This window comes from Kribbella sp. NPDC058693, assembly GCF_042715335.1.
GTDB lineage: Bacteria > Actinomycetota > Actinomycetes > Propionibacteriales > Kribbellaceae > Kribbella > Kribbella jiaozuonensis.
Genome location: NZ_JBHXSQ010000001.1, coordinates 574,894 through 592,344, shown reverse-complemented (window position 1 = coordinate 592,344; position 17,451 = coordinate 574,894). Strand labels below are relative to the sequence as shown.

At 68.1% G+C, this 17,451-nt stretch carries 15 protein-coding genes; 12 read left to right on the top strand and 3 right to left on the bottom strand.

Annotated elements, in window-relative coordinates:
* Nucleotides 1-5 precede the first annotated feature (5 nt).
* The 3 genes from ACFWUU_RS02780 (at nucleotide 6) to ACFWUU_RS02770 (ending at nucleotide 2,883) form a co-directional block, all read left to right on the top strand.
* Nucleotides 6-1,058, top strand: coding sequence for a type III polyketide synthase (locus ACFWUU_RS02780; protein WP_380172128.1), 1,053 nt, complete (start codon nucleotides 6-8; stop codon nucleotides 1,056-1,058).
* Entirely contained in the window at nucleotides 1,058-1,570 is a 513-nt protein-coding gene (locus tag ACFWUU_RS02775; protein ID WP_380172126.1) for an isoprenylcysteine carboxyl methyltransferase family protein, read from the top strand. The genes ACFWUU_RS02780 and ACFWUU_RS02775 overlap by 1 nt, the downstream gene beginning before the upstream one ends.
* A 119-nt stretch (nucleotides 1,571-1,689) precedes the next feature.
* Complete coding sequence (locus ACFWUU_RS02770) at nucleotides 1,690-2,883, top strand: NAD(P)/FAD-dependent oxidoreductase (RefSeq protein WP_380172124.1); 1,194 nt, start codon at nucleotides 1,690-1,692, stop codon at nucleotides 2,881-2,883.
* A gap of 219 nt (nucleotides 2,884-3,102) precedes the next feature.
* On the opposite strand, the gene ACFWUU_RS02765 is transcribed toward ACFWUU_RS02770, so the two are convergent.
* Nucleotides 3,103-4,641, bottom strand: a complete 1,539-nt coding sequence (locus ACFWUU_RS02765; RefSeq protein ID WP_380172122.1) for a PucR family transcriptional regulator — start codon at nucleotides 4,639-4,641, stop codon at nucleotides 3,103-3,105.
* Nucleotides 4,642-4,743: 102 nt separating this feature from the next.
* Here ACFWUU_RS02765 and ACFWUU_RS02760 point away from each other — a divergent pair, with 102 nt between their 5' ends.
* The 4 genes from ACFWUU_RS02760 to ACFWUU_RS02745 all read left to right on the top strand — a co-directional run bounded on the left by ACFWUU_RS02760 (nucleotide 4,744) and on the right by ACFWUU_RS02745 (nucleotide 8,003).
* Nucleotides 4,744-6,015 carry an NAD(P)/FAD-dependent oxidoreductase gene (locus tag ACFWUU_RS02760; protein ID WP_380172120.1) on the top strand — a complete coding sequence of 424 codons (1,272 nt, stop codon included), beginning with the start codon at nucleotides 4,744-4,746 and terminating at the stop codon, nucleotides 6,013-6,015.
* 224 nt (nucleotides 6,016-6,239) lie between these two features.
* Nucleotides 6,240-6,641, top strand: a complete 402-nt coding sequence (locus ACFWUU_RS02755) for a VOC family protein (RefSeq protein WP_137253988.1) — start codon at nucleotides 6,240-6,242, stop codon at nucleotides 6,639-6,641.
* Nucleotides 6,642-7,073, top strand: coding sequence for a GNAT family N-acetyltransferase (locus tag ACFWUU_RS02750; protein WP_380172118.1), 432 nt, complete (start codon nucleotides 6,642-6,644; stop codon nucleotides 7,071-7,073).
* 60 nt (nucleotides 7,074-7,133) lie between these two features.
* The gene (locus tag ACFWUU_RS02745; RefSeq protein ID WP_380172116.1) at nucleotides 7,134-8,003 is read left to right on the top strand and encodes a hypothetical protein; all 870 of its coding nucleotides are present in this window, start codon (nucleotides 7,134-7,136) and stop codon (nucleotides 8,001-8,003) included.
* An 18-nt stretch (nucleotides 8,004-8,021) separates the two neighbouring features.
* Here the strand turns inward: ACFWUU_RS02745 and trxA are convergent, their stop codons facing one another.
* Nucleotides 8,022-8,411: a thioredoxin gene (trxA, locus tag ACFWUU_RS02740; protein WP_137253991.1), complete on the bottom strand. Its 390-nt coding sequence runs from the start codon at nucleotides 8,409-8,411 to the stop codon at nucleotides 8,022-8,024.
* 155 nt (nucleotides 8,412-8,566) lie between these two features.
* Nucleotides 8,567-9,439, bottom strand: a complete 873-nt coding sequence (locus ACFWUU_RS02735) for an aldo/keto reductase (RefSeq protein WP_380172114.1) — start codon at nucleotides 9,437-9,439, stop codon at nucleotides 8,567-8,569.
* Between the two features lie 755 nt (nucleotides 9,440-10,194).
* Between ACFWUU_RS02735 and ACFWUU_RS02730 the strand changes: the two genes are divergently transcribed.
* Genes ACFWUU_RS02730 through ACFWUU_RS02710 form a run of 5 tightly spaced genes read left to right on the top strand, consistent with a single transcriptional unit; the run spans nucleotide 10,195 to nucleotide 17,305 of the window.
* The gene (locus ACFWUU_RS02730; RefSeq protein WP_380172112.1) at nucleotides 10,195-11,157 is read left to right on the top strand and encodes a hypothetical protein; all 963 of its coding nucleotides are present in this window, start codon (nucleotides 10,195-10,197) and stop codon (nucleotides 11,155-11,157) included.
* Nucleotides 11,158-11,209: 52 nt separating this feature from the next.
* The gene (locus ACFWUU_RS02725) at nucleotides 11,210-11,494 is read left to right on the top strand and encodes a hypothetical protein (protein ID WP_233714649.1); all 285 of its coding nucleotides are present in this window, start codon (nucleotides 11,210-11,212) and stop codon (nucleotides 11,492-11,494) included.
* Nucleotides 11,494-12,057, top strand: coding sequence for a hypothetical protein (locus ACFWUU_RS02720; protein ID WP_137253994.1), 564 nt, complete (start codon nucleotides 11,494-11,496; stop codon nucleotides 12,055-12,057). The genes ACFWUU_RS02725 and ACFWUU_RS02720 overlap by 1 nt, the downstream gene beginning before the upstream one ends.
* Nucleotides 12,054-15,281 carry an ATP-binding protein gene (locus ACFWUU_RS02715; protein WP_380172110.1) on the top strand — a complete coding sequence of 1,076 codons (3,228 nt, stop codon included), beginning with the start codon at nucleotides 12,054-12,056 and terminating at the stop codon, nucleotides 15,279-15,281. The genes ACFWUU_RS02720 and ACFWUU_RS02715 overlap by 4 nt, the downstream gene beginning before the upstream one ends.
* Entirely contained in the window at nucleotides 15,278-17,305 is a 2,028-nt protein-coding gene (locus ACFWUU_RS02710; protein ID WP_380172108.1) for a hypothetical protein, read from the top strand. The genes ACFWUU_RS02715 and ACFWUU_RS02710 overlap by 4 nt, the downstream gene beginning before the upstream one ends.
* The last annotated feature ends 146 nt before the right edge of the window (nucleotides 17,306-17,451 follow it).

The following is a 17,451-nucleotide window of genomic DNA, read 5'->3' as shown; positions in this document are numbered from 1 at the left end:
CCACGATGACGCGGATCGCAGCGGTCCGGCCCGCGCTCCCGCCGTACCGCTATCCGCAGTCGGAGCTGACCGAGGCGTTCGCGTCGATCTGTCTGCCGGACGGGCGGAGTTCGGCGCTGCTCCGGCGGCTGCATGCGAACGCGGGGGTGTCGTACCGGCATCTCGCGTTGCCGCTGGAGCGGTACGCCGTACTCAAGGACTTCGGCGAGGCGAACGACGAGTGGATCGCGACGGCCGTGGATCTCGGTGCGGAGGCGGTCGCGGGCGCGGTGAAGGATGCCGGGCTGACGTTGAACGACGTCGACGTACTGATGTTCACGACGGTGACCGGGGTGGCGGCGCCGTCGATCGATGCGCGGGTGGCGATGCGGCTGGGGCTGCGGGAGGACGTGAAGCGGCTGCCGTTGTTCGGGCTCGGGTGCGTCGGGGGAGCGGCGGGGATCGCGCGGCTGCACGACTACCTGACGGCGTGGCCGACGCATGTCGCCGTACTGCTGTCGGTGGAGTTGTGCTCGCTGACGTTGCAGCGGGACGACGCATCGTTGCCGAACCTGGTGGGTGGGGCGCTGTTCGGGGACGGTGCGGCCGCGGTCGTGCTGACGGGGTCGGAGCATCCGCTCGCGTCGGGGCCTTCGGTGGTGGCGACGCGGTCGCGGCTGTATCCGGACTCGGAGCGGGTGATGGGCTGGGACATCGGGTCGGGCGGGTTCCGGATCGTGCTCGGGGCGGATGTGCCGGAGGTGGTGCGTCGGTACCTGGGTGGTGATGTCCGGGGGTTCCTCGAGGATCACGGGCTGACCGTGCCGGATATCGGTACGTGGGTGAGTCATCCGGGTGGGCCGAAGGTGCTGGACGCGGTCTCGGAGACGCTGGAGCTCCGACCGGGAGCGCTGGATCTGACCTGGACGTCGCTGGATGCGGTCGGCAACTTGTCGTCGTCCTCGGTGCTGCATGTGCTCGGTGACACGCTCAAGCTGGATCCTTCTCCTGAGGGTCCGGGTGTGCTGCTGGCGATGGGACCTGGTTTCTGTTCCGAGCTCGTGCTGATGGAGTGGTGATGTACGGCTGGTATCTGGGCCTGGTGATCCTGGTCGCGTGCGAGCGCGTGGCCGAGCTGGTCGTGTCGCTGCGGAACGCGAAATGGAGCTTCGCGCAGGGTGGGGTGGAGTCCGGGCGCGGGCACTATCCGTTCATGGTCGTGCTGCACACGGGGCTGCTGGCTGCGTGCCTGGTGGAGGCGTGGTACCGGCCGTTCATCCCGTGGCTGGGGTGGACGATGCTGGCGGTGGTGCTGCTCGCGCAGGGGCTGCGGTGGTGGTGCATCTCGGTCCTCGGACACCAGTGGAACACGCGCGTGATCGTCGTACCGGGGCTGCGGTTGGTTGCCGGCGGCCCGTACCGGTGGATCCGGCACCCTAACTACGTGGCCGTGGTCGCGGAGGGGATCGCATTGCCGCTCGTGCACACCGCGTGGATCACTGCGCTGGTCTTCACCCTGCTGAACATCCCGCTGCTCGCCGTCCGCATCCGCACCGAGGAGACCGCACTCAACTCCGCCCTGGTGAAGTGAACCCGCCTCCGGATCCAGGCTCTGCGCCGCAGCCCGGCTCCGCGCGTCGGCTAGGCCCCGCGCCTCGGCCAGGCTCCGCGCGTTGGCCGGGCGACGTCCAGCGATCCGGTACGCCGGACGTGGACCTGCTCGTCGCCGGGGCCGGCCCGGCAGGCTGCGCGACGGCGATCCGGGCTGCACTCGCCGGCCTGTCGGTCGTCGTCGTCGAGCCGCGCTCCGGACCCATCGACAAGGCATGCGGCGAGGGCATCGCCCACAGCGCCGTCGACTACCTCACCCGCCTTGGCGTGGAACTTTCCGGCCGCCCGTTCCACGGAATCCGCTACGTCGACGCCACCCACCAGGTAGACGCCCGCTTCACCGCCGGCCCCGGCCTCGGCGTACGCCGCACCACCCTCCAGGCCGCGCTGCTGAAGCGCCTGTCCGACCTCAACATCCCCGTCATCCAGACCCGAGTCGGCCCCATCACCCAGAACCCCTCATCAGTCACCGCCGCCAACCTCACCGCCCACTACCTAGCCGCCGCCGACGGCCTCCACTCACCCATCCGCCGCCAACTAGGCCTATCCCACCCGGCAACACCCGCCGCCCGCCTCACCTCCCGCCTGAGCCCGTGGGTTCCACGCGTCGCCTCGCCCGACTCCCGCCTGAGCCCGTGGGCTCCACGCGGTGTCTCGCCCGACTCCAGCCCTGGCCCGCTCAGCCCACCAGCGGGCCTGCTCGGCCTCCGCTCTTCTTCTCCCGCGCCGTACGGCGCCGCAGGTGGCGTGCGGCGCGGTCTTCGGCAGCACTTCGCGGTTGCTCCGTGGACCGACCTCGTCGAGGTCTACTGGTCTCGGCTCGGCGAGGCCTACGTCACCCCGGTCGCGGACGACCTGGTCGGAGTCGCCGTGCTCACCTCCGCGCGTGGCACGTTCGACTCGCACCTCGACGCCTTCCCCGCGCTGAAGCGCCGCCTGCAAGGCGCCCAGCCCGCCAGCGCAGTGATGGGCGCCGGCCCGCTCCGCCAACGCGTCCACGCCCGCACCGCCGGCCGAGTCCTCCTGGTCGGCGACGCCGCCGGCTACGTAGACGCGCTCACCGGCGAAGGCATCGCCGTCGCCCTCCGCACCTCGGCCGAACTCGTCGACTGCATCCGCGCCGACCGCCCGCAGGACTACGAAGCGGCCTGGCGCCGCGTCTCCTGGGAGTGCCGCCTGCTCACCGCATCGTTGCTCTGGGCCCGCAACCGCCCACTCCTCGCGCCGCACATCGTGCCGGCCGCGGCCGCGCTCCCCGGCGTCTACCGCACCATCGTCAACCGGTTGTCCTAGGCAACGGTAAGCCCGGAAAATACCGCAGGCCCGGCGATCGCTCAGACAATCGCCGGGCCCACGGGTGGCCCGAGCTTCCTGGTGAAAAGCTCGGACCCGAGCCGTTCCGGCCTCCTGGTGAAAGGCCGGACCGGCTGACAAGGAAGACTCTGTCAGCCGGATGTTGCCCAACAGTTGCCGGAATGTGAAGCCTTGTTACATGGGGCTGTGGCGTACATCTCAGTGCTCCGTACGCACCGCGGCGATCTGCAACTGCAAAGCCAGCCGCTGCTGCGGATCCGAGAGGTCCAACTCCGCGATCTCCCCGATCCGCTTCATCCGATGCCGCAACGTGTTCGTGTGCAGATGCAACTCCCGCGCCGCCCGCTGCGGCTGACCCGGATAATCCAGCCACGCCTGTAACGTTTCCACGTATCCGGTGTCGTGCTCGATGTCGTGCCGCAGCAGAGTCGCGAGCGGACCATCCAGCTTGGTGGTATCAAGCGACGTGACCGCTCGATGAACGGTCAGCACGTGCCACGCCTCTTCCACCCGCAACACCGGCCCCGGCGCGACACCCCGCCGTACCAGACCGAGCAACTCGACCGCTTCGGCCCGTGAGCTCGGCAGATCGGCCGGACCGCGCGCCGGACCACCAGCAGCCGCGTACGTCCCCGGCGCCTGCTCCTGCACCAGCTTCTGCAACCAGTTCCACGACCCTGGCCCGTCCGTGTCGGTCACCACGGCCAGCACTGTCCCGTCGAGGTCAGCCAGCTGCGGCTCGCTCCACCCGTGCCGGCGACCTGTCGACTCCCACAGATCCAGCTGCTGCGGTACGTCGTACCCGTCCGGCGACCCCAGCGCCACCACCCGCCACGGCTGCCGCGGGAGCCGTACGTCCACCGGATTGTCCGGCGAGAACTGCCGCAGGATCGTCCGCAGCCGATCGATCGCACTCCGACGCGCTACGTCGGCCTGCGCCCGCAGCCGCAACAGGTGCAACGCCAGCACGGATGCAGCGTTGCTGAGCTCCGCAGTGACCGCATCACTCACCGGACCGTCGACAACAGCCCAGATAGACCCCAGCCACTCACCACCAGCCCGGACCGGTACGACGAGACGCGGGCGGATCCCATTCGGACCGTCCGGCACCAGGAACGGCTCGCTGGACCGCGCCAACCGCCGGAAGATGCCACGGGCGCGGAAATGCGCGATCACCTCGGCCGGCACCCGACGCCCGACGATGGTGGACACGCGAGTCGGGTCAGTGAAGTCCTGACCAGAGGAGTACGCCAGAACCCGCGACTGGTTGTCCTCGATGGTCACCGGCGCGTCGACGATCGCTGCGGCCGCGTCAGCCAGTGCGAACAGCTCCTGGTGTACGCCGGCGTCGCCAGCAGCAGGGGAGTCCGGTGCTGCAGCACGGTCGATGACGCCGCGCATCAGCCAGACCACATGCGCCCACGTGACACTCGGCTGCAGTGCGACCAGCGTCAGGCCGGACTTGTCCGCTGCCGTGACCACAGTCGGCTCGTGCGCGAGCGCCGTACGCAGAACCACTGCGGACGCGCTGCTGGCCGCGCAGCGCTCCACGAGCTCCACAGCGTCCTCTGCGTCGCGGAGACCGAGTCCGAGCACCAGATCGCCCGGCTGACCGGTCGCAGCCTCCTGAGGGTCGGCCAGGAACACATCGCGCACCTCAGTGTCGCCCTTGCCGGTCACCACCATCTCGAAGAGGGCAGGTCCGACGGCGGCAATCAGGTCAGGCGCGGTGATCACCAGGCCATTGTGCAGGTTATTGTGCGATGAGCACAGTCATTGATCCCGTCAATGGTGTGATCGCACCATGACAGCCGCTCGCGGTGGCCGCACCATCGATACATGACCACAGCTGGTTCCGCAGTACCGCACATCGTTCCCGACCGCGTTGCCGTCGTCGGCGCGGGCATGGTCGGGCTGGCCACCGCCTGGTTCCTCCAGGAGGCCGGCGTCGAGGTGACCGTGCTCGACCGTGAAGGTGTCGCCGCGGGCGCGTCCTGGGGCAACGCCGGCTGGCTGACGCCCGGCCTGGCCACCCCGCTGCCGGAACCAGCGGTCCTCAAGTACGGCGTCCGTGCGGTGCTGAGCCCTGCCTCACCGGTGTATGTCCCGCCGACCGCGAGCCCGCGGCTCCTCAAGTTCCTCACCCGCTTCGCTCGCAACAGCACCGCCGGACGCTGGAAGACCGCGATGGAGTCGCTGGTCCCGATCAACCGTCAGGCGCTGGACGCGTTCGACTTCCTGGCCAAGGCCGGTGTCGAGGCCCAGACGTACGAGGCGAAGTCGTTCCTGGCCGCGTACCGGACGGTCGAGGAGCGCAGCGTGCTGCTCGAGGAGATCGAGCACATCCACGCTGCCGGCCAGGGCATCGAGTTCGAGGCGATCAGCGGTGACGACGCCCGCGCGATCGAGCCCTCGCTGTCCGACGAGATCGGCGCCGCGATCCGGCTGCACGGCCAGCGGTTCATCAACCCGGGTGCTTATGTCCAGTTGCTCGCGGACTCGGTGATCGCTCGCGGCGGGCAGATCATCAACGGCGTGGTCGTGAAGGACATCGTCGACGAGATCCGCGGCGTCCGGCTGATCACCGGCGACGGCGAGACCGACCCGTTCGATGCGGTCGTGATGGCGACCGGTGCGTGGCTGGGCGATCTGGCACGGCAGTACGGCGTGAAGACCGTCGTACAGGCGGGTCGTGGGTACAGCTTCAGCGTGCCGATGGCGCATGTGCCGGCCGGCCCGGTGTACTTCCCGACGCAGCGGATCGCCTGCACGCCGCTCGGCGACCGGCTCCGTGTCGCGGGGATGATGGAGTTCCGCAAGCCTGAGGCCAAGCTGGACCCGCGCCGGATCAACGCGATCGTCGAGGCCGCCCGGCCGCTGCTGCGGGATGCCGACCTGGACGCCCGGACGTTCGAATGGGTCGGTCCGCGGCCTTGTACTCCGGACGGTCTGCCCCTGATCGGCGCGACCGCGTCGCCGCGAGTCTTCGCCGCCGGCGGCCACGGCATGTGGGGTATCACCCTCGGCCCGATCACCGGACAGCTGCTGGCCGAGACCATCACCACCGGGCGCGCGCCGGAGGAACTGCGGCCGTTCAACCCACTCCGCTGACGAACCGGCGGGACCCCGACGACGTGGTCCCGCCGTCCCCGCTGACCGTCTCCTCGAGCAGCCCCTTCGGTGACCCTCCTCGGGCAGCACCTCATCTGCCCGCACGACCTCGGCCACCACGTCGCTGCTCCGGTCAGCCCCGAGAGCGGGCCCTGGCGTCTTTCTCCTGCCCAGGGCCCGCTCTTTTCTGTTTTCTGTCGGTGGGCTGTGCGAAGGTTCCTGCCATGGTGCTCAGGTGGTACACGGTTGTGATCGACTGCCACGACGTCCGCAAGCAGGCGGCCTGGTGGGCCGAGGCCTTCGGCTGGAAGACGATCATCGAAACCGACGACGAATGTGTGAACGTCCCCGGCTGGGTCGAGCCGGACACCGTCAAGGACATCCCGTGGGAGCGGATCGGTCCCGGCATGGTGTTCGTCCCGGTGCCCGAGGGCAAGACGCTGAAGAACCGGCTGCATCTGGATTTCGCGCCGAACACCAGCCAGGACCGCGACGCCGAGATCGCCCGCCTGGAAGCCCTCGGCGCCAAGCGTGTCGACGTCGGCCAGCCCGAGGGGCCGAGCTGGACCGTCCTGGCCGACCCGGAAGGCAACGAGTTCTGCGTCCTGAGCTCCCGCGACTTCTAGATGCTGACGATCCGGTCCGAGGTGCCGCCGTCCCGCATCCCGGAGCTGACAGACCTGATGCGTACGGCGTGGTGGATGTCGGACCGTACTCCCGATGAGGTCGCCCGGTTGGTCGAGCACTCGGACGTGATCGTCGCCCTGATCCACGGCCCGACGGACCGCCTGGTCGGCTTCGCTCGCGTCCTCACCGACTACACGCACGTCGCTCTCGTGCTGGACGTGATCGTCGACGAGTCGCGCCGCGGCTCGGGTCTCGGCGCAGCGCTCCTGGACGCGGTGGTCAACCGATCCGAGCTCGCCGGCATCCGCAGCCTCGAGCTCGTCTGCCAGCCCGAGCTCGTCCCGTTCTACCGACGCTGGGGCTTCACGGATCAGGTGGGCGCCTCCACGCTGATGCGCCGGACGACGGATACCCGCCTGATCTCTTGCTGATAGCTGACGACGCAGGCACGATCACCAGGACGCGCCAACGACGTACGGAGGCCCTGCCCGATGTCGGACGTGAACCCAACCCCATCCGCCCGCCACACCCCGTCCGGGCCGCCGATGCCGTCCGGTCCGACTGGTGGGCCGATGCCGTACGGGCCGCCGGTGCGGCCCGCTCGCTCCGCGCCGGATGCCCCGCCCGCCTGGACCGTCAGGGCACGCCCGGTAGTGGACGTGTCGTCGCGGATCCTCTGCCTGTTGATCGGCGGAGCCTTGCTCGTCGCCGGGCTCGTCGGCCTGTTCACCGGTGTCAGCGAGGGCGCGCTCATCACCGTCCTCGCGGCCGGGCTGCTGCTGGTGATCATGCCGTCGATCGTCGACCGGATCAGACGCATGAAGTTCGGCGAGTTCGAAGTACACCTCGTCCGTCAGATCGCCGCGACCGCGCGCAAGAGCGCCGACACCCTGCGGGCTCTGGGCATGGAGAAGCAGCTCGACGCCTACGCGACCATCTACACCGAGCTGCGCGGGCCCGAGCTGAAGGCGGTCCGCGGCGAGATTCTCGATCGGATCGTCCAACGTGTCGCCAACGCTTCCGCCGTGGAGAAGTTCGACAAGGATGAGGTCAGGGACCTGTTCTTCACCGGTTCACCGATCGTCCGCGTCCTCGCGCTCGGCCTGATGGAAGGCGACCCCTCGCTGCTGGACAGCCAGGTCCTGCTGACGGCGATCAACACCTCGCTCACCGGCAACGAGCAGTACCACGCGCTCAGAGTGATCCGGAACGGCTGGGGTCAGCTGTCGGAGACCCACCGGGGCGAGCTACTCGCCGCCATCAATTCGAATCCTCAGATCGCGAACGGGCCGGCCCGGCGTGAGGTGGCAAACGAAATCCAGGAACTCCACCGGAGCCCCTGGATTCCGTCAATCAATTGATTCAGTGCGTGTGCTGGATCAGTGTGTGTGCGGCTCGCTGCCGTGCTCCGCCTCATGGGCGGCGATCTGCGCCTTGACCTCTTCCATGTCCACTGCGCGCAGCTGACCGATCAGGTCTTCCAGGCTCGCTGCCGGCAGTGCACCGGCCTGCGAGTACAGGACGACGCCGTCACGGACCGCCATCAGCGTGGGGATCGACGAGATCTGGAACGCCTGCGCCAGCTCGCCCTGAGCCTCGGTGTCGACCTTGCCGAAGGTGATGTCACCGTGCTGCTCGGACGACTTCTCGAAAACGGGCCCGAACATCTTGCACGGGCCACACCACTCGGCCCAGAAATCCACCAGCACGAGACCGTCGCCACCGACCACCTCGTTGAAGTTGTCCTGGGTCAGCTCGACCGTTGCCACTACGACCTCCGAAAGTAGATGAGTACGCCTAGCTCAACATCGATCGGCCCCGGACTTGTTCCCGGCCCCCGGACGGAGCACGCCGGCCAATGTCGTACGGCGTACGACATTGACCGGAATGCGGAGTCTCGTATGTGACCTGGGCCACGTCGCCGTCAGATGGAGTCCACGAACGGTGACGCGTAGTCCTGCACTTCGCCGAGGATCGACGCGGCTGCCTCGGGGGTGAGGTCGGCGCGCTCTCGCTCTGCAACGATCATTTGCTTGAGCAGCCGGGTCTCACCCGCCGTAGCGAGACCGGTGATCTCGGGATGACCGTTCAGCAGCCAGGCGGTCGCGGCGGTGATGTAGCGCTGTTCGTCGAACGGCCGGTACCAGGTGTCGTACGCCTTGTCCTCGCCGTCCTGCCAGTTGCGTCGGGCAATCATCTTGATAGTCATCAGCGCTGCGTCCGACGCCTTCACGGCCTCGACCAGGCCGGCGTAGTCGGCTGCGTACTGCGGGTCGGTCGAGAGCTTGTAGTTCAACGGGGTGAGCACGCTGTCGAAATCGAACCGGCGCAGGCCCTCGGTGTGCACCGACGGCGCCTGCTCGGTGTGACCGGTGATGCCGATCGCCCGGACCATACCTTCGTCCTTGGCCCGGATGGCCGCTTCCAGCGAACCGCCCTTGCCGGTGACGAGATCGAGGTTCTCCATGTCGCAGACCGCGTGCATCTGAATCAGATCCACGTGGTCGGTCTGCAGCCGCTCGAGCGAGCGGTTGATCTCGCTCCAGGCCTCCTCGACCGTCCGGCGGCCGGTCTTGGTGGCGAGGAAGATGCGGTCCCGGATCTCCGGCATCCGCGGCCCGAGTCGCAGCTCGGCGTCGCCGTAGTCGGCGGCGACGTCGAAATGATTGATACCGGCATCCAGAGCTTCCTGGATCGAGGCATCCGCCCGGTCCTGGTCGACTCCGCCGAGCGACGCGGCGCCGTAGATCAGTACCGAGCTCTGGAGTCCGAGTCTGCCCAGTCGGCGAGTTTCCATCCTGGTCCTCCACGGGGTAGCAGGGTCACTCCGACCCTATGCCCGGAAGCCTCTTCGGCAAGCGGTTGTCCACAGGCTAATTTGACCCCCTCGCCACGGGAGAGTTTTCCACAGGCGGATCGTCGCATCGGTTACTCTTTGTGATCAGTTGGTGCATTCTTTACCATGTTGTTCGCACGGATATTCGAAACCTGTCCACGGCGTGTGGCATGGTGTGCGCTGCCCGGTCGACCTGAACGGTCATGAGAGAGGAGCTATGACGACGGTGCCGAAGGTGTCACGCTTGGCCGGTAATAGTGACGGTGAGGGTGACACTGCCCGCGAGCGGGGTAACAGTATGGCTGCGGGGAGCGATGGACCATCCGGATCCTGGGCTCAGGTCTCCCAGTGGACGGTTGCTTGCCGTATCCTCCCGGCTACTGTCCGCGTAACTGCTGTCTGAGGGGCGGGTAGGGATGAGTTGGTGGCGCACAGTACTGAATCTGCCGCCAAAAGGTGAGCACTGGTCGGACCAGCGCCGGACTAAGAAGCCCGGCAAGGGACGCCCGCAGAGCACCGCGCCGGAGTGGTGGGCCCACCCCGGTGGCCCGGTGCAACCTACCCCTCGGCAAGCGCAGGGCGTAGCAGCGCAGTATTCGGCTCCGCAGCAGCAGACACCGCCTCCGCCCGGTGGCGTGATGGCGCCGCCGCGTCGGCCGGCAGCTCGTCCTGCGGACGTGCCGCAACAGGATCCCGCGCACCGTACACCCGAACGTTTGAAACAGCGTTCCCCGCACGGCGCACATGGTGCACACGCCGCGCCGGGGCCGGCCCGCGAAGTGCTGGAGCCTGGGCAGACACCGTGGTCGACCGAGCCGGAGTCCTCGTTCTCCACGTGGGCCAGGCGATTCTTCCGCGGCCTCGTGGTCGTCGTGCTGCTGCTGGCAGCGATCAGCGGCATCCGTTCGTGGATCGCTCCGAACAAGGCGCCGGAGACCGTCGTCAGCGGGCAGAGCAGCTTCCCGGCCGACGAGTCGCGCGCGGTCGCGACGCGGTACGCCGTCTCGTACCTCACCTGGGACGAGAACAACCCTGACGCCCGCCCGGCCCAGGTCGGTCTCGACCTGGCCGCCGGACTGGACAGTCGCGCGGGGTGGAACGGTCGCGGTAAGCAAACGGCTGATGTCGCCTACCCGGGACAGGTCACAGCTGACTCCAACGGTCTGACCGCAGTAGTGGATGTCCGGGTCCGGGTGCATACGTTCACCCGGCTGGGCAAGGGCTGGAAGACCGGACCGGTCGTCTGGGAACGCGTGTCGGTCCCAGTGGCCCGGACCGCGGCCCGCGTCGTGGCCAGCGGACCGCCGACGTTCGTGCCGGACGTGCGGGCAGCGCTGCCTGACAACATGCCGTCGGCCGGAGCTCCCGACGACGATCTGACCGCGGCGACGCAGAAGGACGCGGAGGCGTTCTTCGGCGCGTATGCGGAGTCGGACAACAAGGTGTCGGCGGTGACCGCGCCGGGCTCGACCATCCGTAGCCTGAACGGTGCGGTCAGGTTCGGCGAGCTCAAGGATTGGCAGGTCTACACGGGCAACGACGACGAGCGGCGGGCGACCGCGGCCGTCACCTGGGACGGGGTCGGTGACACCACCTTGGACCAGACGTACACGCTCACGTTGAGGCGTACTGTCGCCACCGACGGAGCAGAACGATGGCAAGTGGCTGCCGTCGGATGAATCCAGCGACCGGCCATCGGATGACCGAGGTAACAAGGGAGACACCGCAATGATGACGCACGAACTGGCTGCGAGCGTGGTTCAGCTTGCCGTGCCCATGGCCGACCCCAATGTCCCAACGGGCGCGGACTTCAAGGACTGGGTCCTGGTCATCGCGGGGAACATCTTCATCGCGATCCTCGTGTTGCGTGCCATCGGCCACTACTTCAAGCGCGAGTGGGGCGAGCTGTTCGGCCACATCGCGGCCGGGGTACTGGTCGGCGGGCTGATCTACGCGAACAACCAGACCATCAACGTGCTCAAGGGCTTTTGGGGATTGCTGTCCGGAGGTAATTGATGCGCGTCGGCCGTACCCTTACCCACCACTTCGAGATCGAGACCCGGCAGTACGACCTGCTCGGCATCGACCTCGGAGAAGGCGCCAGGCGCCGGATGATCATCTTCGGTGCGGTGATCATCATCCTCTGGATCGCGTTGCTGTTCCCGTTCATCGGCGTACCGAAGAAGCCCACGGTCAGCCTGTACGTCGTGCCGCCGTTCGTGATCACCGCGTTCGGCTGGCGGCCGGGCAAGTTCCACGAACGCCGCCGCCGGGTGACGGAATGGGCGCTGGCCGTCCGGTACGCGTTGCGGGCGCATCGCCCGATCATCGGTCTCGGCGCGCGGGCCGCCGACAAGACGGAGTACCTGCCGTGGCGTGAGCGCGTCGCGACCCGGAAGGTGGCCGACCTGGCGAAGGCCAGAGTGACGCCGGAGTGGGAACGCGAGGTCGTGGTGGAGCTCGATCCGATGGTCCGCGCGGGTGCGGACATCACCGTGAACCAGCGGGCGCGATTGCTGGGTTCGGATCACGTACAACGGGTGAGTCGCAGGACGTCGTCAGGGAAGGGCCGCGAATGAAGATCGCTGACAAACTCCTGAACCTGGTGGGGGTCGGCCGCGAGCGCGGCCTGCCGCCACCTCGTCTTGTTGCCATCGCCGACGGCCTGCTCGTGACCGAGCGCAGCGCCGAGGCATGGTTCCTGATCTCGGTGGCGAACACGGACCTGGCCACCGAGTCGGAGCAGGACGCGGCTCTGGATGCAGCCGTCAGCGCGGCCGCGACGATCCTCGGTGACCGGCTCAGTCACCTCAAGGTGGTCTGGGGCCGTTCGACTGGTCAGGACTACATCGACTCGGTGGCCGGCCACTACCGGCTGGGCGATCACGAGTCGTGGGCGCAGACCCGGGCCGACCGGATCGACGAGATGCGGATGCCGGAGCGGTACGTGGCGCTCGGCGTACACCTCAGCGACCGTGACCCGCGGGCGACCGCGCAGGTGCGGGGTTCGATCAGTGACGCTCTTGGTACGACGTCGTGGCGGGTCAGTGCGCGCGAGCTCGCGCACCTCGACGAGCGGGTGCGCAAGCTCGCTCGCCAACTCGGCTCGACGGTCTGGCGTGCGCACACCGCGCCGGCCGAGGTGATCTCGTGGCTGATCAGCCGGGAGATGCATCGCGGTGCGGTCGCGGCGCCGCGGCGTGGTCTGATCACGGGTGCTTCGCTGGCCCGGCTGACGTCCGGGCGCGTGGTGCCGTACACCGATCACCTGCGGATCTACGACACGCGCGGGCAGATCGCGGCGTACACCACTGTGCTGGCGATGACCGACTTCCCCGAGGAGCTCGAGACGCCGGGCGCGGGGGAGTGGCTACGGACGCTGTCCGAGATCAAGGCGATCGATGACGACGGGGACGAAATCGACGTCACTGTTGAGGCGTCGGTCCGCTTTCGGGTGCTGACGAAGAAGACTGCGCGCCACCTGGTCGACGAGACCCGGAAGAGCGCGAAGGAGCAGCGCCGTTCGGCCGCGAAGGGTACGGCGGAGGAGACCGCCGACGAGATCGTGGAGACCGAGCGCGTGATGCGTGAGGTCAAGCGCGACATCAACCGCAGCGGCCTGACGCTGGTCGAGGACCACCCGCGGTTGCTGGTCAGCGCGGACACCCGTGAGGACCTCGAGGCGTACGTCGACGCCGTCATCGCGCACTACGCGGACCGTGGCATCACGGTCGCCGCGGGCGCGGACGAGCAGCGCGACCTGTGGCTGGAGTCCTTGCCGGGCGACCAACTGCGCGTGCCGGACCTCGGGCATGTGCGCGAGTCGACTGCGTTCTTCGGGTCGTGGTTCTGGGGCGGTGCGTCGATCGGTGACGCGACCGGTCCTGCTATTGGCTATCTGACCGGATCCACCCCAGGTCTCGTCCGCTTCGACGCCGCCGCCGGTTCTGCGCTTGGTGACGCGACGACGACGCTCTTCCTGGGCCGCTCCGGCCGAGGCAAGACGACTGCCGCGATGCTGGGCGGTCTGGACTCGGCGTTCGCCGGCGCGTGGGTGCCGTTGCTGGACCTCAAGGGCGATGCCGCGGGTGTGTCGGCGGTCGCCGCGGAGTACGGCGTACCGACCGCTGTCATCGAGATCACCGCCCAGTTCTCGGGTGCTGCTGACCTGTTGCGGGTGCTGCCTGTTGATGACGCGTTGCTGCAGGCGCCGTCTCAGCTCATGCTGCTGCTGCCACCGCATCTGCGTGGTGCGGCCGAGGCGCCGGTCATGGCAGCAACGCGCGCCGAGATCCAGTCGCCCGATCCGTCGTCGTGGGGTGTCATCCAGCGGCTTTGTGCTTCTGACTCGGAGACCATTCGTACGGTCGGCTTCGCCCTGCGCGACCTGGTCGAGACCGGTCTCGGCTCAGTCGTCGCCGGCCCGCCGTCCGGCCTCTCGTCCCTGACCACGAACCCGGGCCTCTGGGTCGTGCAGATGCCCGGCCTCACCCTGCCGTCGCCCGAGTCGGCGCCCGAGTCCTGGTCCCCGATCGAACGCGTCGGCATGGCCTGCCTGCGCGGCTGCCTCGCCTGGATGGTCCGTACGACGGGCCGCCGCGAGTTCCGCGGCCGCTCGAAGGTCGTCATCGTCCCCGAGGTCCACCTGCTGACGAAGACCCCGGATGGCGCGTCCTTCCTGGACTACATCGCCCGTGTCGGCCGTGCGCTCGGTGCGTCGCTCGTCCTGGATACGCAGGACCCCGCGTCGATCTTGAAGCTTCCTGGTCTGGTCGAGCAGATCACGACCCTGTTCGCGTTCAGCCTGCGTTCGCGCGAGCAGGTCGACTCCCTGCTCGAACTCCTGGGCCGCCCGCAGACCGCGCCGTACCAAACCCTGGTCCGCGGCATCAACACCGCCGCCAACGGCAAATCCATCCGCCACGGCCACTGCATCATGCGCGACCGCTGGGACGAAGTAGCCACCGTCCAGATCGACATCCCCAGCCAACGCGTAGCAGCCCTCCTCCGCACCACCCCCGAATCCGAACACGCCAACACCCCCGCCCAACCCGCGATCCCCGCGGCCGCCCCCGAAGACCCCTTCGCCGAAGACGAGGCTCTCTTCGAACCCGCCGCCACCGCCACAGCCCAATCCGAGGCCCACACCCAACAGGCCCCGGCCTACGAGGGCGCGTCGCCTCAGGACACTGTGCCTGTCCCACCCCAGGACAACGCCGCTAGAGCCCCGTACAACGGCGGCTCTCCTCGGGACACCGCCGCTGCCACGCAGTACGGCGCCGCTGTCTCCGCGCCCCAGCCACCAGCTCCGCAGCACGCCACACAGCACCCAGCTGCCGCGCCTCAGCAACCAATCGCGCCGTCGCAGTCCACTCCGTCAGCAGCGCCGTCCGCGCCCGAACCGACGTACACCCAACCGGCCCCCCAGCCCGCCGCGCCGCCCCTGGCCCAGCAAAACGGTCACCCCCCGGCCCCCAACGGCCAGGACCCCCACCCGGCCACCAACGGCTCACACCCCCAGCACCAGCCCCAAGAAAACGGCCAGGCCCACGCCCCCGCCCAGCCCCACCAAAACGGCCAGGCCCACGACCCCGGCCAACCCCACCAAAATGGCCACCAGCCGCAACCCAACGGCCAAGAACCCCGCCGCAGCCTCCGCCACGAGTCCCCGATCGGCCCCGACGAGGTCTACGACCAAGAGGCCGACGAAGCCGCCTACAACGAAGCCATGTACCCGGCCCACGGCGACGACCCCACCCCCGACCCAGACCGCCCCACCGGCAACAAGGAGCACGTCGCATGAGGTGGCCCCGCCGCCTCCGAACCGCGGCCACCGTCCTCTCGGTCTCTTTCATAGTCACAGCGCAGTTCGCGCTGGCCGCCGACCCGAAGCCGACGCCTACCACGCCGACCGGCTTCGGCGACCTCCTGCCAACTCCTGACCTAACGCATGGCGACACCCGGACTCTCTTCGAGCAATACGGGCCGATGGTCTACGGACTCGACTTCGAGAAGAGCATCCGTGACCCGATCGAGGCAGTCTTCAACGGTTATGCGCACATGGTGATGATGTACATCGTCGCCATTACGCGTGGCGCGATCTCGGTTGGTTGGTGGTTGTTCTCCTTCACTGACGTCAAGCCGCTGACAGAGGCGACATCAACCACCATTGGGGCATCAAGCACTCAATTGGTCGGTTGGCTGCTGCCATCAGCACTCGCGTTCGGAGCCGTCGCCGCCTACACCCAGCGGAAGACGAGCGGTAGCGCGATGGGTCAGCTGGTCTGGGTGTTCGTCGCAGGCGTGCTCAGCATCAGCTTCGCGCTGGCACCCGGAACCTGGCTGCGCGGTGTCGACGGCGCACGCCAACTGGGAGCCGACACCATCATGTCGACCTCCGCTGATGCCATGGGCCCGACCATGCAGAGTCCGCTGCCCTGGCCCGAACCTGGCTTTACGGGCAGCTCTCGGGACACGTTGCTGAGGAAGTCGGCAGATGCCAGTTGGCGTGGGTTCGCCGTTACTCCTTGGTGCATAGCTGAGTTCGGATCCCTTGAAGCGTGCGGACGGTACGGCAAGGGAATGCTGGACGCCGGAACAGATGCTGATGCGCGGTCGAAATATATTGACTCCGTTATCGCTCCCGCCGAGGGCGGTGACGATGCGCCGACGGTCAAGTGGGTCAAGGGCGACAATGCGTTCGGACGAATCGCAGTCGTCATGCTCGCGGCAATCGCGGCCACTCTGTTCGCGTTCCTGAACATCTCTTTGGCCTTCACGGCACTGATGGCGTTTGTTGGTTGTCTGCTGCTATTGGTCGTAGGGGTCTTCTTCGCGTGCCTCTGGATCATTCCGGGGAGGCCGCGACAGTGGGGGCTCAACTGGTTCGAGGCCTTGGTAGGCCTCGTCATCCAATCTTTTCTTGCGATGCTGGTGTTCGGAACCGCGCTTACTCTGGTCACAGCGGTCTTCAGCCTTACTGGCGTGCTGGGATGGCTTCCCGTATCGGGGCTGGCTATCGCAGTTCTGATCGCAGGCTTCAGGTTGCGTCGCTTGCTGGACAACCTCACCTCGATGATGCGTCCAGGTTCAGGAAGCATTCTGCTGGGTGGCCTTGCGCGGCGCGGTGCGATTGGCGCCTTCAAACGGATCGTCGGCTCGATGGCGAGTCGGAGTGCGGCGCCGGCCATGACGGACCGGAAGCGCGACCTTCTCCGCGCAGGAGACTCCGGAGCGCAGCGGGTCTCGTCGGTGCGTGTGTATCGACAGGCCCCTGTGGTTGGTTCTCTGGCGAGGGGTTCTGCGGGTAGCTCGCCGCATGAGCTCACCTCGGGCGCCGGCGGGCGTCGCATGGATGGTGCGGGAGGAAGTCCGAACGGGCAAGGTCCCGGCGGTCAGCATGCGGCAGCTGCTGGTGCTGCCGGGGGAGCAGCTGGTCGGCTCGCGGCTGCGGCCAGCCCGACGCGCTCGACCTCGGGTCTCAACCTCGCTCGCGCGCGTTCGCAATCGAGGGACGCCGACAAGCGCCCGACGATCACGGTCACAAGTGCGGGAGTCGCGTCGTCGAACAACTCCTCGTCGGGTGGAGCACGGCGCGCTAGTGGTGACGCGCAGAAGGCGCGGCATTCTCGGCGGCCCATTCCTGCGCCCTCCAACGACGTCCGTTACGAGCCGCGTGCCCACACGCACTCCGCGAGCCTGCGCGAGGGTCCGCCGAAGGGACAGCGGGTACGGCGGAAGGCCGCGAGCTCGCAGCCGCGGAGGTTCCGCGAGTACTCGACTGTCACCAAGGACGGCGTGACGGTGCACGTGCCGACGCGTAGGTGATGTCGGATGGCCCGGAAACCACGATCGCCCCACGACCGCCGGGAAGGCGCCAGTCAGTCCCGGCATCGTGCACCTGACCCCGACAGTTCGGATTCGGACCGTCGGGACGGTCGGCCGCGCCCGGATGCCCCTGAGGGCTGGCGCTC